Here is a 14,971-nt window from a genome sequence, read left to right on the forward strand (position 1 = left end):
AAAGTCGTTCAATATTTTTCTGTAAAGAAAAGAACTAAACGACTTATTTATGTTGTGTTAACGTTATTTTATTCTTCCTCTTCTTTTGCTACTTCTGCTTTTTCAGCTTTTTTAGCTGGAGCTGCTTTCTTGTCTGCTTTAGGAGCATCCTTTTCAGCCTTACGCTCTGCTAAACCACCAGCAATTGCATTAGAAACGTGCGTTAAAATTTTGTCAATTGATTTTGAAGCATCATCATTTGCAGGGATAACGTAATCTACTTGACGTGGATCTGAGTTCGTATCTACCATTGCAAAGATAGGAATGTTTAATTTTTGTGCTTCTTTAATTGCAATATGCTCACGCTTAATATCTACAACAAATAAAGCTCCTGGTAAACGAGTCATGTCGCTAATAGAACCTAAGTTTTTTTCTAACTTCGCTCTTAAACGATCTACTTGTAATCTTTCTTTTTTAGAAAGTGTCATGAATGTTCCATCTTTCTTCATTCTATCAATAGAAGCCATTTTTTTAACCGCTTTTCTAATAGTAACAAAGTTTGTTAACATTCCTCCAGGCCAACGTTCAGTAATGTAAGGCATGTTTACTGCTCCTGCTTTTTCTGCAACGATGTCTTTTGCTTGTTTTTTTGTAGCAACAAATAAAATTTTACGTCCTGATGCTGCAATTTTAGCAAGTGCTGCTCCAGCTTCGTCAATTTTAGCTGCTGTTTTATAAAGGTTGATAATATGAATGCCGTTACGCTCCATATATACGTAAGGAGCCATGTTTGGATCCCACTTACGTGTTAGGTGACCAAAGTGTACACCTGCTTCAAGTAATTCTTTTACTTCTACTGCCATTTTGTAATAGTTTACGTTCTGTTGAATTAGCAATAACTAAGTGGTCATTTTTCAAATCGCCTTAATCATTTAGATGCTAAACTAAACCCCGCTTGCGCTAGGGCAACAATAACTGTTTAAATACTGAAGTTTTTTCAGTATCTTTTTAATAATTTTTTTTGAACCGGATTTAAGAATCTGAAATACAGATCCTGAATCGAGTTCAGGACTTGTATTAACGTTTCGAGAATTGGAATTTCTTACGCGCTTTCTTCTGACCGAATTTCTTACGCTCTACCATTCTAGGATCTCTAGTTAATAAACCTTCTGGCTTAAGAATTAATCTGTTTTCTGCATCAATTTCGCACATTGCGCGAGATAATGCTAAACGGATTGCTTCTGCTTGACCAGTAATACCACCTCCATATACATTTACTGTAATATCAAAGTTGCCATCATTGTTAGTCATAACTAAAGGTTGATTTACTTTGTACTGTAAAGTTCCAGTAGAAAAGTAATCTGTCATGTCTTTTTTATTTACTGTTATCTTACCAGTTCCTGCAGCAAGATATACACGTGCAACAGCCGTTTTTCTACGACCAATTTTGTGAATTACATCCATGTTATTTGAATTCTTCTAAGTTAATTGTTTTCGGTTTTTGCGCTTCATGTGTGTGCGCTGTTCCTACAACAACATTTAAATTACGGAATAGCTCTGCACCTAATTTGTTTTTAGGTAGCATTCCTTTTACTGATTTTTCTACTAATCTTGCTGGATCTTTTCCAAACAATTCTGTAGCAGTTAAACTTCTTTGACCACCTGGATAACCTGTGTGACGAATATAAGATTTGTCCGTCCACTTGTTTCCGGTTAAGTTGATTTTTTCTGCATTGATAACAATTACGTTATCTCCACAGTCAACATGTGGTGTGAAGCTAGGTTTGTGTTTTCCTCTTAAAAGTTTTGCAACTTTAGAAGATAAACGACCCAAAGATTGACCTTCAGCATCCACTAAAACCCACTGCTTATCTACAGTAGCTTTGTTTGCTGAAATCGTTTTGTAGCTTAATGTGTCCACGTTATTAATAATTTTTTTACCTGTCTTTGACTAGGTAGATTAAACATTCCTCTCTTAAAAAAGAGTTTGCAAATTTACGATTATATATTTGAATACCAAATAGTGAGGTAACTTATTTTTTAAGTGATTTTCAATGCCTTATAATAATTTTATATCGTTTGCTCTTTTACTTACTATTTTTAAAACGTTTCTTCTTATGTATTCGTCTCTTTTAGTAGCTTTGCATTTTTAAAAATAGAACTATGATTTCAGTAGATAATTTAGCAGTAGAATTTAGTGGCCATACCTTATTTAGCGAGGTGTCTTTTACTATTAATGAAAATGATAAGATTGCCTTAATGGGAAAAAATGGGGCTGGTAAGTCTACCATGATGAAAATTATTGCTGGTGAACAAAAAGGTACACGTGGCAATATACGCTTTCCTAAAGATGCCGTAATTGCATATTTACCACAGCATTTATTAACCGAAGATAAAACTACTGTTTTTGATGAAGCTTCTAAAGCGTTTAGTCATGTATATAACATGCGTGATGAAATGGAAACTTTAAATAAAGAATTAGAAACGCGAACCGATTATGAATCTGATGCCTACATGAAGATTATTGAGCATGTATCCGATCTAGGTGAAAAATACTATGCGCTTGAAGATGTAAATTATGATGCCGAAGTAGAAAAAGCATTAAAAGGTTTAGGGTTTAAACAAGAAGATTTTACCAGACTTACTAATGAGTTTAGTGGTGGATGGCGTATGCGAATAGAATTAGCTAAAATTTTATTACAAAAGCCAGACCTTATATTATTAGATGAGCCAACCAACCATATTGATATAGAATCTGTAATTTGGTTAGAAGACTTTTTGGTGAATAAAGCCAAAGCTGTTGTAGTTATTTCACACGATAAAGCCTTTATTGATAATATTACCAACCGAACCATAGAAGTAACCATGGGACGCATCTATGATTATAAAGCAAACTATAGTCACTATCTGCAACTTCGTGAAGATAGACGCGCTCACCAAATTAAAGCCTATGAAGAACAACAAAAATTTATTGCAGATAATCAGGCGTTTATAGATAGGTTTAAAGGTACCTACTCTAAAACCAACCAGGTAACTTCTAGAGAGCGTATGTTAGAAAAATTACAAATTATTGAAATTGATGATATAGATACCTCTGCCTTAAAACTACGTTTTCCTAAAACACAGCGTTCTGGTGATTATCCGGTTACAGTAAAAGAGGTTTCTAAAGCCTATGACGATCATGTGGTGTTTAACAATGCAAACATGTCTATTTCTCGTGGTGAAAAAGTGTGTTTTGTAGGTCGTAATGGTGAAGGAAAGTCTACTATGATAAAAGCGATTTTAGGTGAAATAGAGGTAGCAGGACAATGTACCTTAGGGCATAATGTGCAAGTGGGTTATTTTGCTCAAAACCAAGCGGCTTTACTAGATGAAGATTTAACCATTTTTCAAACTGTTGATGAAGTAGCTAAAGGCGATGTACGTACACAAATTAAAAATATACTGGGTCGCTTTATGTTTAAAGGAGATGATATTGATAAAAAAGTAGGCGTGCTTTCTGGTGGAGAAAAAACCAGACTAGCCATGGTAAAACTTTTATTAGAACCAGTAAACCTGCTTATTCTAGATGAGCCTACAAACCACTTAGATTTAAAATCTAAAGATGTTTTAAAAGAAGCCTTATTAGATTTTGATGGTACTTTAATTCTGGTATCGCATGATAGAGATTTTCTTCAAGGCTTATCTAATAAAGTATTTGAGTTTAAAGAAAAACGCGTAATAGAACATTTTGAAACCATTGACGATTTCTTAGCTAGAAATAGAATTGAAAGCTTAAAAGCAATAGATTTATAATATCTAAATGTTTTTAAAAAGAGGTAATGTATTTTTTATGTTGCCTCTTTTTTGTTTTCTAAATATACTGTAATTCATTAGAGGTTAAGTGGTTGTTTTCGTTTTTGGAATCGTTTTTGTAATTAACATATTGCACAATAATTTTATGTAACCATTAGTTATAACCTTATGAGAGTAGTATTAACCATCTTATTCCTATCTATTTTTCTACAAGTTTCGGCACAATTAAAACCAGGTTTTAATGTAAACGAGGCCACTTCTACCATTGCCATGTGTAACAGTTTTAATTTTATAAAACAATTTGGCACAAACAAAAACATTATTCCAGCACATTTTAATTTGCACTATTCTTCAGATATCCTGAGTATGGATAATAAGTTTGAAGTGTATAAAAATGACACCATTGCAATTATTAATTATAGAGGCTCAACAGATAAAATGATTAGTTGGGTAGAGAATTGCTATTCTGCTATGATTCCTGCAAAAGGTACTATAGTTATAGATAAAAAAGAACATGACTACGCTTTTGCTTCTGCAGAAAATGCAGCAGTACATGCTGGTTATGCTTTAACAGTAGTACTGCTTTCTGAAGAAATTATAGCGCAAATAAAATCCTTAAATGCTAAGGAGATTTATAATATAATTATCACAGGCCACAGTCAAGGTGGTGCTTTAGCAAGCCTAACAAGAGCGTATTTAGAAAATGTACCAAAAGGAAAATTATCTAAACAAAATAGGTATAAAACCTATGCCTATGCGCAGCCAATGTCTGGTAATAAAGAGTTTGCTGAAGAATATAATACACGATTTAGTGAGTTAGAAACCAGTTATTCTATTATAAACAAAGAAGATCCTGTGCCTTATATGCCATTTAATTATGAAGAAGACAAACTAATTACCAAACAAAAAATAAGTGGATGGCTTTTTGGAAACAAAGCATTTGAACCAAAAAAACTAGGTCAAGATGCTTTTATACGTTTGTTTGAAAGAGGTTTAACAAGTTATGTAAAAGGAAGCAATACATTAATCAATAAAATACTAGGATTAAAATTCGGAAAAATTGAAATGCCAGCCTTTGTAGCAGATATAAATTACTATCCTACAGGTAAACGTAAAGAATTACCCGCTTTTACTTATCCAAAAATAGAAGTGAATATTGCAGAGGTAGCAGAAAATGAAAGACAGCATTTAGAACAAGATAGTAATGGAAAATGGTATAAAAAAGAAGCAAAGTTTTTTCAGCATAAACCATACAACTATTATGTTGCTGTGCTTAAAAAATGGAATACTACTGCATATAACCATTTAGAAATAACGTATTTACTTAGTGACCTGTAAGCATTTCTGTAGGTCTAGTATTCTTTTGTAAAACAGCATAAATTACTTGTGTTTACCATTGCTTTAATTTTATGGTCACCTATTTTAATACTAATAAATAAATGCTAAACCCTTTTATAATAATAGATAAGAGACTTTTTTTAACTATTTTTGCAGCAATATGCAAGAATTAAAACTTTCAGATTGGTTACCTACCACAAACAAAGAGGTGAAAATACGCGGTTGGGAAGCCCTAGACGTGATACTTTTTAGTGGCGATGCTTATGTAGATCATCCTACATTTGGTCCTGCTGTAATTGGTCGTATGTTAGAAAGTTTTGGCTTGCGTGTAGCTATTGTACCACAACCTAATGTAAATGATAATCTTCAGGATTTTGTAAAATTGGGTAAGCCAAAATTATTTTTTGGAGTTACTGGTGGTTGTATGGATCCTATGATTAGTAATTATAACGCCAATAAAAAGCGTCGGGATAAAGATGCCTATACACCAAATGGAGATATAGGGTTTCGTCCGGATTATGCTACAACCGTGTATTCTAAAATATTAAAAGAAAAATGGCCAGATACTCCCGTTTTAATTGGTGGTATTGAAGCATCATTACGTCGTGTTACGCATTATGATTATTGGAGCGATAAACTATTGCCTTCTATTTTAGAAACCTCTAAAGCAGATATGCTGGTGTACGGAATGGGAGAGCAACCCTTACGTGAAGTAGTACGTTTACTAGAAAAAGGCGTTCCGTTTAAAAGCATCAATACAGTTTTACAAACAGCTGTTCTTTTAGATAAAGATGAAAAGATTCCAAAGAACGCAAATTGGCAAGATGTGGAAATTGCTTCGCATGAAATTTGTTTAAAGGATAAGAAAAAATACGCGTCTAATTTTAAAGTCATCGAGCAAGAGTCTAATAAATTAGCGGCAAGACGAATTTTTCAGAAAATAGGCGATAAAACCTTAATGATTAATCCGCCGTATCCTACCATGACAGAGGCAGAGATTGATGCTTCTTTCGATTTATCGTATACACGATTACCACACCCAAAATATAATAAGCGAGGACCAATTCCTGCTTTTGAAATGATTAAGTTTTCTATCAACATTCACAGAGGGTGTTTTGGTGGTTGTAGCTTTTGTACCATTTCGGCACACCAAGGAAAATTTATTGCCTCGCGTAGTAAAGAATCTATTTTAAAAGAAGTAGATACTGTGGCAAATATGCCAGATTTTAAAGGCTATTTAAGTGATATTGGTGGCCCAAGTGCCAACATGTATCAAATGAAAGGAAAAATACAGTCTATTTGCGATAAGTGTGTGGCACCTTCTTGTATTTCGCCTGTAATATGTAGTAATTTAGATACTTCGCATAAACCTTTAACCGAGTTATATCAGGCAGTAGATAGTCATCCTAAAGTAAAAAAATCGTTTATAGGTTCGGGTATTCGTCATGATATGTTGGTGCCAGAATTTAATAAAAATGCAGATCCTAAAGAACTGGATGATTATACCGAAGAGGTAATGACAAAACACGTTTCTGGTAGACTAAAAGTAGCACCAGAACATACCAGTGATCCGGTTTTAAAATTGATGCGTAAACCATCTTTTAGTTATTTTCATAAGTTTAAAGAACGCTTTGATAAAATCAATATTAAAAAAGGATTAAAGCTTCAGCTAATTCCTTATTTTATATCTAACCATCCTGCTTGCGAAGTTGAAGATATGGCTAATCTAGCTGCCGAAACCAAAGATATGGGCTTTCAGCTGGAACAAGTACAAGGGTTTACACCAACACCAATGACTGTGGCTACTGTAATATATTATTCTGGTTACCATCCGTACACGCTTAAAAAAGTAAATACACCTAAAACCAGAAAAGAAAAAGACGAACAACACCGTTTTTTCTTTTGGTATAAAGACGAAAATAAAGCCTGGATTAAAAAGACGTTGAATAAAGTGGGGCGTCCAGATTTACTAAAAGTATTACTTCCTGAAAAAACCGAAAAATGGCGTAAAAACAAACCTAAAGGTGAAGCTAAAAATACCTTTAATGATGCGGTGCCTTTTAATCAACGTAAAAATAAGGTAAAGTATAAAGGGAAGAAGAAAAAGAGGAGGTAGAAAACACCCTTCTAGTCCCCTTGAAGGGACAATCCTTACCAACAAACATTTAGTTTTATTTAAAATGTAGTAGATAAATATGTTTTAAGTTATAAACATTTATGCTAACCTAATTAAATGTCCTCTTGAGGGGACTTTAGGGGTGTTCAGAAGGCTAAAAATGAAAAACAAAATAATCCCATATAATCCAGAATTAAAACCATTAGCTAGGCAATTACGTAAAAATAGCACCTTACCAGAAGTGCTACTTTGGCAGAATATTAAGCAACGTGCTTACGGAGTGCAATTTCATAGACAAGTACCAATGCTAAATTACATTGTAGATTTTTATTGTCACGAAATAGGTTTAGCTATTGAAATTGATGGCGCTAGTCATGACCACAGCTTTTTATATGATGCAAAAAGACAAGGAGAATTAGAGGCTTATGGTGTTACCTTTTTAAGGTTTTCTAATGATGCGGTTAAAAAAAACATGTTTAGTGTTTTATTGGTTATTGAAGAGACGGTTAGGGAATTGTTAGGAAAACACCCCTAAAGTCCCCTCAAGGGGACAATCCTCACCAAGAAGCATAGGTCTAAAAAATTAAATTTATTTCCCCAATTATAAACCCTATATATATTCTATTTTCCTTTATCAAATGTCCTTTTGAGGGGACAATCCTCACCAACAAGCATTTAGTTTTATTTAAAATCTAGTAAATAAATAATGTTTTAAGTTACAAATATTCATGTTAACGCAATTAAATGTCCCCTTGAGGGGACTTTAGGGGTGTTCAGAAGGCTAAAAATGAAAAACAAAATAATCCCATATAATCCAGAATTAAAACCATTAGCTAGGCAATTACGTAAAAATAGCACCTTACCAGAAGTGTTACTTTTGCAGAATATTAAGCAACGTGCTTACGGAGTGCAATTTCATAGACAAGTACCAATGCTAAATTACATTGTAGATTTTTATTGTCATGAAATAGGTTTAGCTATTGAAATTGATGGCGCTAGTCATGACCACAGCTTTTTATATGATGCAAAAAGACAAGGAGAATTAGAGGCTTATGGTGTTAGCTTTTTAAGGTTTTCTAACGATGCGGTTAAAAAAAATATGTTTAGTGTTTTATTGGTTATTGAAGAGAAGGTTAGGGAATTGTTAGGAAAACACCCCTATGGTCCCCTCAAGGGGACAGTTCTCACCAAGAAGCATCCGTGTAAAAAATTAAATTTATTTTACCAATTATAAACCCTATATATATTCTAATTTTCTTTATCAATTAAGCTTTTCTTTAAAAAGAATTTGTTTTTATCAATTTCACTTAATTTCTCATTAATAAGTTGTGTGATTAATTCTTCGTAAATACCTTGATTCATAATGCTAAAAATTCATTCAAAATAGGCACATCTGCTTCAGCCCAATCTAAGTTAATCAATTCCTCTTTTTTAGCTAATAGATAGCTACAATGTTCTTTCAGTATTAATTTTCCAGATAGATATTTAGCGGTAAAAGGAATTAATTCGATTTTAAAATCGGGGTATTGGTGTATTACAGGAGTCAATCTTTTTTTTACTTCAATATGTATATTTAATTCTTCAAAAATCTCTCTTTTAATACAATCAATTTCTGTTTCTCCTGCTTCAATTTTTCCTCCTGCAAATTCCCATTTCAGAGGTAGTTTCATTGTTTTGCTTCTTTGAACTGCTAGAATTTTATTGCCAAACTCTATAATGGCACATGTAACAGGAATAGTTTTCATTTTAATGCGCCTCCAACCAATTAACTCCAGTATCTACTTCTACATCCAACGGAACCTCCATAACAAACGCATTTTCCATTTCCGTTTTAATTAAAGCAGTCATTACTTCTAATTCTGGTTTGTACACATCAAACACCAATTCATCATGTACCTGCAGTAGCATTTTGGTTTTATAATTACCAGCCTCTAATTTATTATAAATATTAATCATGGCAATTTTTATAATATCGGCAGCAGAACCTTGTATAGGTGCATTTACGGCATTACGCTCTGCAGCACTGCGTACCATGGCATTTCTAGAATGAATATCTTTTAAATAACGTCTTCTGTCTAAAACCGTTTTTACATAGCCATGATCTCTTGCAAAATCTACTTGATTGCTCATGTATTGTTTTAGTTTTGGGTAGGTTTCGTAGTAGGTATCAATAAGCTCTTTAGCTTCGCCACGAGACAAATCGGTTTGGTTGCTCAATCCAAAAGCAGACACGCCATAAATAATTCCAAAATTCACGGTTTTGGCATTGCTACGTTGCTCTCTGGTAACTTCTTCAATAGGAACACCAAATACTTTAGAAGCAGTAGACGCATGAATATCTTCGCCATTTTTAAAAGCCTCAATCATGGTTTCTTCTTTACTTAAAGCAGCAATAATACGCAGTTCTATCTGGCTATAATCGGCAGCCAATAAGGTATATTCTTCACTACGTGGAATAAAGGCTTTGCGTACTTGACGACCTCGTTCGGTACGAATAGGTATGTTTTGCAAATTCGGGTTATTACTACTTAGTCTTCCTGTAGCAGCAACGGTTTGCATATAATCGGTATGTACACGACCAGTAGTAGCATCTACCTGCAATGGTAAAGCATCTACATAGGTGCTTTTTAGTTTTGCTAAACCGCGATATTCTAAAATATTTCTAATAATCTCGTGCTCTTTGGCTAAAGCAGATAAAATATCTTCTCCTGTTTTATACTGTCCTGTTTTGGTTTTTTTAGGCTTATCTACTAGTTTTAGTTTTTCAAAAAGTATGATTCCTAATTGCTTTGGTGAGGCTATATTGAATTCTTCGCCAGCAACCTCATAAATTTTAGCTTCTAAAGTTGCAATGTCGTTGTTTAGGTCTTCTGAAAGCGAATTTAAAAAGGCAACATCCAGATTAATACCTTCTAGTTCCATGGCAGCTAAAACACGTAATAAAGGCACTTCAATATTATCAAACAGTTTTTGGGTATTGGCTTCGCCCAGTTCTTTTTCAAAATGTTCTTTTAGCTGTAGTGTAATATCTGCATCTTCAACCGCATATTCGGTTTGTTTTTCTAAAGGAACCTCACGCATAGATAATTGGTTTTTTCCTTTTTTACCAATCAATTCGGTAATAGAAATAGGTGTGTAGTTCAGGTAAGTTTCTGCCAGCACATCCATATTATGTCGCATATCTGGATTAATTAAATAATGTGCTAACATGGTATCAAATAAAGGTCCTTTTACTTGCACGTTATATTTGGCCAGTACTTTAATATCGTATTTTAAATTCTGACCAATTTTTTCAATATTTTCAGCTTCAAAAAAGCATCGTAATAATTCGATAATAGCTTGTGCTTCCTCTTTTTCTTCAGGAAATGGTAAGTAAAATCCTTTGCCTACTTCCCATGAAAATGAAATTCCTACCAGTGCTGCGGTTAACGGATTCAAGCCTGTGGTTTCGGTATCAAAACACACGCTGCTTTGGTTCATTAAGTTTTTTATAAACAATTTGGTAGCCATTCCTGGTGCTACACTTTGGTAAAAATGCGATACCGTTTCTGCCGTTTTACGTACATATGCATTGGTGTCTGTAGTCGCTTCCGCGGAATTTGGGTCTCCTCCAAATAAAGAGAATTGCCCTGCTCCAGCATTTTCAGCTTCCTTTGGTGTTGCTTTGGTTTCTGTTGTAGCCGAAGCTGTTTTGGTAGGAGTAACCGTTGGTGTTTCGGTAGAAAAGGTTTTTAAAAAATTATCTATTAAGCGTCTAAATTCTAATTCTTGAAAAATCTCGGTTACTTTAGGAATATCTGGTTCAGACATCTCAAAGTCTTTTGCATCAAATTCTACAGGTACATCTAGCATAATAGTTGCTAACTGTTTAGAAAGTAAGCCTAGTTCTTGGTTGGCTTCTACCTTTTCTTTCATCTTACCCTTAAGCTCGTGTGTGTTTGCAAAAAGGTTTTCCATGGTACCATAAGCAGCTAAAAATTTCTTAGCTGTTTTTTCTCCAACACCGGGAAGACCAGGAATATTATCACTAGCATCTCCCATCATACCTAAATAGTCTATCACTTGTAAAGGGTCTGTTACCTCAAATTTCTTTTGTACTTCTGGAATTCCCCAGGTTTCATAACCACCACCAAAAACAGGACGATACATAAAAATATTTTCGCTTACCAATTGTGCAAAATCCTTGTCTGGAGTGACCATAAAAGTTTTATAGCCTTCTTTTTCGGCTTTTTTTGCTAAGGTTCCTATAACATCATCTGCTTCATAACCTTCTTTAACCATGATTGGAATATGCATGGCCTTTAAAATTTCGTATATATACGGAACCGCTGTTTTTATACCTTCTGGTGTTTCGTCTCTGTTGGCTTTGTAAGCCTCAAACATTTCTACGCGGTCTGCACTTCCGCCTTTGTCAAAACAAACGGCTAAATGATCTGGTCTTTCGCGTTTTATTACGTCTAATAACGAGTTCATAAAACCCATAATGGCTGAGGTGTCCTCTCCTTTAGAATTGATTCTTGGGTTTTTTATAAAGGCATAGTATCCTCTAAAAATTAAAGCGTAAGCATCTACAAGAAATAGGCGTTTTTGTTCTGACATGATATATATTTTGTAAGAACATCAAATCTACAAAAACTTATGATTAAATATTGTAATAATTAATGTTAGGTTTGCTTCCTCTAGGAACTTTTATAATTGTTTTTGCATGCAAAAGCGAAGTAACGGGTTGCCTTTAGTTACTTGTAAAGCTGTTTTATGACAAAGTGTTATCTCAGAGTTTTTTATTAACCTGTATAGCTATTTTAAGACAAGCCACTATTATAAATACTTCATAGGTACTCCATAGCTACTCCATAGATACTCCATGGATAGTATATGGATAGTGTATGGATAGTTCCTGTGCATTTTTGTGTAAATATTTCTATTTGTTTAAAAAACAAGGTGGTTCATATTTAAATAGCAAAACGTATCTTTGAAATACATAAAAGCATACAATAAGTATATTTCAATTGTATTCATGGGAAGCAGGAACTTTATTAAAGGGCACAATGTAGCCAGATTATAAATTAAGTATATAGTAACTTTTGCCATTTGTATAGAGGTAGGTGTTTGGGTATTGTTTTTTATATCGTATTTTAAAGGTAAAAACAGGGTTTTGATAATGAAGGAATTTAAAAATAGTTACGCAGACTTATTTATTGCCCAAAAAGCAAATCAATTTGCTATTGGAAATACATCATATAAAGAAAGAGTTGCTAAACTAAATGCTTTAAAAGAAGCGCTAGAGTTTACGTTTAAAGATAAAATTAGAGAGGCTTTGTATGCCGATTTTAAAAAGCCTTTTACAGAAACCGATGTAACCGAAATCTATCCGGTTATTGGTGAAATTAAATTTGCAAAGCGCCATTTAAAAACCTGGATGAAACGCCAAAAAGTAGATACACCAATAGCTTTAATGGGGTCTTCTTCCTGGTATGTGTATGAACCTAAGGGGGTTTGTTTGCTTATTTCTCCTTGGAATTTCCCTTTAAATCTTACGTTTGGACCACTAGTTTCTGCCATTGCAGCAGGAAATACTGTGATTATAAAACCTAGCGAAATGACGCCAAACATTTCTAAAGTGATGGCAGAAATAGTTGCAGATTTGTTTCAGGAAAATGAAATTGCCTTGGTAGAAGGAGAGGTAGAGGTGTCTCAAGAATTATTAAAACTTCCTTTTAACCATATCTTTTTTACAGGATCTCCACAGGTTGGAAAAATAGTAATGCACGCAGCTTCAAAGCATTTGTCTTCGGTAACCTTAGAGCTTGGCGGAAAATCACCAACCATTATTGATGAAACTGCAAACCTAAAAGCAGCAGCTAAAAAAATAGCCTGGGGAAAGTTTTTAAATAGTGGGCAAACCTGTATTGCACCAGATTATATACTAATACAAGATACTGTAAAAAAGGAGTTTATTGCAGCATTAAAAATGCAATTAAAAGTCTTTTTTACTGCAGATGCTTCTGCATCACATTCGCTTTCTCGTGTAGTAAATACAAAGCATTTTAATCGATTAGTAGCACATTTAGAGGATGCTATTTCAAAGAATGCTACTATTGAAATTGGAGGTAAAACAGCTTCTGAAGATAATTTTATAGAGCCAACCGTAATCTCTAATGTTCCAGAAAATGCTTCGCTGTTACAGGATGAAATTTTCGGACCTATTCTTCCTATAAAAACGTATAAGACCATTGTTGAGGCTATTGGTTATATTAACTCTAAAGAAAAACCTTTAGCGTTGTATGTGTATTCTAAAAGTAAAAAGAATACTAATACCATTATAAAAAATACCAGAGCAGGGAGTACAGCGATTAATAATAACGTATTGCAATATACCAATCATAACCTGCCATTTGGAGGGACTAATAATAGTGGTATAGGTAAAGCACATGGTGTTTTTGGTTTTCAGGAATTTTCAAATATGCGTTCTGTATTAAAACAACACACCAAAGGAGCTATTGAATTTTTGTTTCCTCCTTATACAAATTTAAAGCAGAAATTGGTAGATTTAACTATCAAGTGGTTTTAAATAAAAAAGAGGCGTATTAGTGTTACCTAATTTCCTCTTTTTTCGATTAATAGCATCTTTGATTTTTTATTGAATAACAATTCTTTTGGTTACTTCTCTGTTTTTTGTAGCAATCTTTATAAGATAGATTCCTGAAGGATATTTACTAACATCTATGGTGTTTCCTTGGGTTGCTACTATTCTTTTTCCTAATATATTAAACAGTTCTATAGCTACAATTGGTTGGTTTTCTGGGTTAGAAATATGTAGTATGGTGTCTGTAGGGTTTGGATATACTTGAAAACTATTGTTTAAAGTAGGTGTGTTTGTACTTAATGTTTCTGAGCTATAAATACTAAAACTTTTATAAGAATCATTATCTGCTAGCGCTAAGGTTCTAAAAACACGAAGTTTATAAGTGGTTCCGTTTGTTAAATTTGCAAAATTACCTTCGTTAGAAAAGCAACCTAGTTCATTGCCATTACAGGCATCGTAAAGTGCAAAATTATTCCAACTTAAAGCACCATCTATAAAAATATAACCATCCATAGGCATAGTGAAATCATACCAAACATCGGCATATTCTTCAGCAGGAGTGCCAGAGCATCCTATTTCATTATTAATTGCTGCACCTGCTATACCAAAGTATATTGTTGTTGGTGAATTGGTAACGGTTATGTTTTCCGCGGAAGCGCAATCGTCATTATTTATAATTTCAAAAGCCTGAATGCTAAACGATCTGTAATTGTTGTTATCTGCTGTTTCTAAAGTTCTAAATACGCGTAATTTATAATTGGTTGCAGCTGTTAAATCTGTGAATAATTGGTTGGTAGCACCACATTGTATTTGTGTGCCACCACAAGCATCATATAAAGCAAACTGATTCCAGCTTAGTGTGCCATCTACATAAAGGTTTCCGTTAACAGGCATGGTAAAATCATACCAGATATCTGCGTATTCTTCTGTAGTTTCTGTACAACCTTCTTCATTATTTATAGTAGCACCACCAATTTCAAAATCTACTGTACTTGCTGTTGTGGTAACGGTTAAGTTTTCCGCGGAAGCGCAATCATCATTAGTAACGCTTTCAAAAGCTTGAATGGTAAACGACCTGTAATTGTTATTATCTGCTGTCACTAAAGTTCTAAATACGCGTAATTTATAATTGGTTACAGCTGTTAAATCTGTGAATA

The 14,971-nt window shown here is 33.8% G+C and carries 12 protein-coding genes; 6 read left to right on the forward strand and 6 right to left on the reverse strand.

Translation table 11 applies throughout. The features are described from left to right. Window positions 1-68: 68 nt before the first annotated feature. The 3 genes from rpsB to rplM form a co-directional block, all read right to left on the reverse strand. A complete protein-coding gene (rpsB, locus tag KO494_RS02285; RefSeq protein WP_215965961.1) occupies window positions 69-842 on the reverse strand; it encodes a 30S ribosomal protein S2 in 774 nt (257 codons plus the stop codon). A 214-nt stretch (window positions 843-1,056) separates the two neighbouring features. Then, entirely contained in the window at window positions 1,057-1,443 is a 387-nt protein-coding gene (gene rpsI / locus KO494_RS02290) for a 30S ribosomal protein S9 (RefSeq protein ID WP_215965962.1), read from the reverse strand. A gap of 1 nt (window position 1,444) precedes the next feature. Continuing rightward, window positions 1,445-1,900, reverse strand: a complete 456-nt coding sequence (gene rplM, locus KO494_RS02295; protein ID WP_215965963.1) for a 50S ribosomal protein L13 — start codon at window positions 1,898-1,900, stop codon at window positions 1,445-1,447. Between the two features lie 242 nt (window positions 1,901-2,142). Between rplM and KO494_RS02300 the strand changes: the two genes are divergently transcribed. From KO494_RS02300 to KO494_RS02320, 5 genes are all read left to right on the forward strand, one after another. After that, the gene (locus KO494_RS02300; RefSeq protein WP_215965964.1) at window positions 2,143-3,774 is read left to right on the forward strand and encodes an ABC-F family ATP-binding cassette domain-containing protein; all 1,632 of its coding nucleotides are present in this window, start codon (window positions 2,143-2,145) and stop codon (window positions 3,772-3,774) included. A gap of 168 nt (window positions 3,775-3,942) precedes the next feature. Continuing rightward, the gene (locus tag KO494_RS02305; protein WP_215965965.1) at window positions 3,943-5,112 is read left to right on the forward strand and encodes a lipase family protein; all 1,170 of its coding nucleotides are present in this window, start codon (window positions 3,943-3,945) and stop codon (window positions 5,110-5,112) included. Between the two features lie 160 nt (window positions 5,113-5,272). After that, entirely contained in the window at window positions 5,273-7,228 is a 1,956-nt protein-coding gene (locus KO494_RS02310; protein ID WP_215965966.1) for a YgiQ family radical SAM protein, read from the forward strand. A gap of 160 nt (window positions 7,229-7,388) precedes the next feature. Continuing rightward, window positions 7,389-7,763: an endonuclease domain-containing protein gene (locus KO494_RS02315; RefSeq protein ID WP_215965967.1), complete on the forward strand. Its 375-nt coding sequence runs from the start codon at window positions 7,389-7,391 to the stop codon at window positions 7,761-7,763. A gap of 252 nt (window positions 7,764-8,015) precedes the next feature. Continuing rightward, window positions 8,016-8,462 (forward strand): endonuclease domain-containing protein, encoded by a 447-nt coding sequence (locus KO494_RS02320; protein WP_215965968.1) that lies wholly within the window; start codon window positions 8,016-8,018, stop codon window positions 8,460-8,462. Window positions 8,463-8,586: 124 nt separating this feature from the next. Here KO494_RS02320 and KO494_RS02325 read toward each other — a convergent pair whose 3' ends face one another. Further along, a complete protein-coding gene (locus KO494_RS02325; protein ID WP_215965969.1) occupies window positions 8,587-8,973 on the reverse strand; it encodes a (deoxy)nucleoside triphosphate pyrophosphohydrolase in 387 nt (128 codons plus the stop codon). 1 nt (window position 8,974) lies between these two features. Then, the gene (gene polA / locus KO494_RS02330; protein ID WP_215965970.1) at window positions 8,975-11,827 is read right to left on the reverse strand and encodes a DNA polymerase I; all 2,853 of its coding nucleotides are present in this window, start codon (window positions 11,825-11,827) and stop codon (window positions 8,975-8,977) included. Between the two features lie 562 nt (window positions 11,828-12,389). Between polA and KO494_RS02335 the strand changes: the two genes are divergently transcribed. Continuing rightward, window positions 12,390-13,799, forward strand: a complete 1,410-nt coding sequence (locus tag KO494_RS02335; protein ID WP_215965971.1) for an aldehyde dehydrogenase family protein — start codon at window positions 12,390-12,392, stop codon at window positions 13,797-13,799. 66 nt (window positions 13,800-13,865) lie between these two features. Here the strand turns inward: KO494_RS02335 and KO494_RS02340 are convergent. Further along, window positions 13,866-14,971, reverse strand: a 1,106-nt coding sequence (locus KO494_RS02340; RefSeq protein ID WP_215965972.1) for a T9SS type A sorting domain-containing protein, incomplete at its 5' end; no start/stop codon positions are given.

It is taken from the genome of Lacinutrix sp. C3R15 (assembly GCF_018860825.1).
GTDB lineage: Bacteria > Bacteroidota > Bacteroidia > Flavobacteriales > Flavobacteriaceae > Oceanihabitans.

What these genes read in the sequence shown, in the direction of transcription:
- KO494_RS02300 (WP_215965964.1), top strand. Translation starts at nt 2,143, where the DNA reads ATGATTTCAGTAGATAATTTAGCAGTAGAATTTAGTGGCCATACCTTA.
- rpsI (WP_215965962.1), bottom strand. Translation starts at nt 1,443, where the DNA reads ATGGATGTAATTCACAAAATTGGTCGTAGAAAAACGGCTGTTGCACGT.
- KO494_RS02310 (WP_215965966.1), top strand. Translation starts at nt 5,273, where the DNA reads ATGCAAGAATTAAAACTTTCAGATTGGTTACCTACCACAAACAAAGAG.
- KO494_RS02315 (WP_215965967.1), top strand. Translation starts at nt 7,389, where the DNA reads ATGAAAAACAAAATAATCCCATATAATCCAGAATTAAAACCATTAGCT.
- KO494_RS02320 (WP_215965968.1), top strand. Translation starts at nt 8,016, where the DNA reads ATGAAAAACAAAATAATCCCATATAATCCAGAATTAAAACCATTAGCT.
- KO494_RS02305 (WP_215965965.1), top strand. Translation starts at nt 3,943, where the DNA reads ATGAGAGTAGTATTAACCATCTTATTCCTATCTATTTTTCTACAAGTT.
- polA (WP_215965970.1), bottom strand. Translation starts at nt 11,827, where the DNA reads ATGTCAGAACAAAAACGCCTATTTCTTGTAGATGCTTACGCTTTAATT.
- rpsB (WP_215965961.1), bottom strand. Translation starts at nt 842, where the DNA reads ATGGCAGTAGAAGTAAAAGAATTACTTGAAGCAGGTGTACACTTTGGT.
- KO494_RS02325 (WP_215965969.1), bottom strand. Translation starts at nt 8,973, where the DNA reads ATGAAAACTATTCCTGTTACATGTGCCATTATAGAGTTTGGCAATAAA.
- KO494_RS02335 (WP_215965971.1), top strand. Translation starts at nt 12,390, where the DNA reads ATGAAGGAATTTAAAAATAGTTACGCAGACTTATTTATTGCCCAAAAA.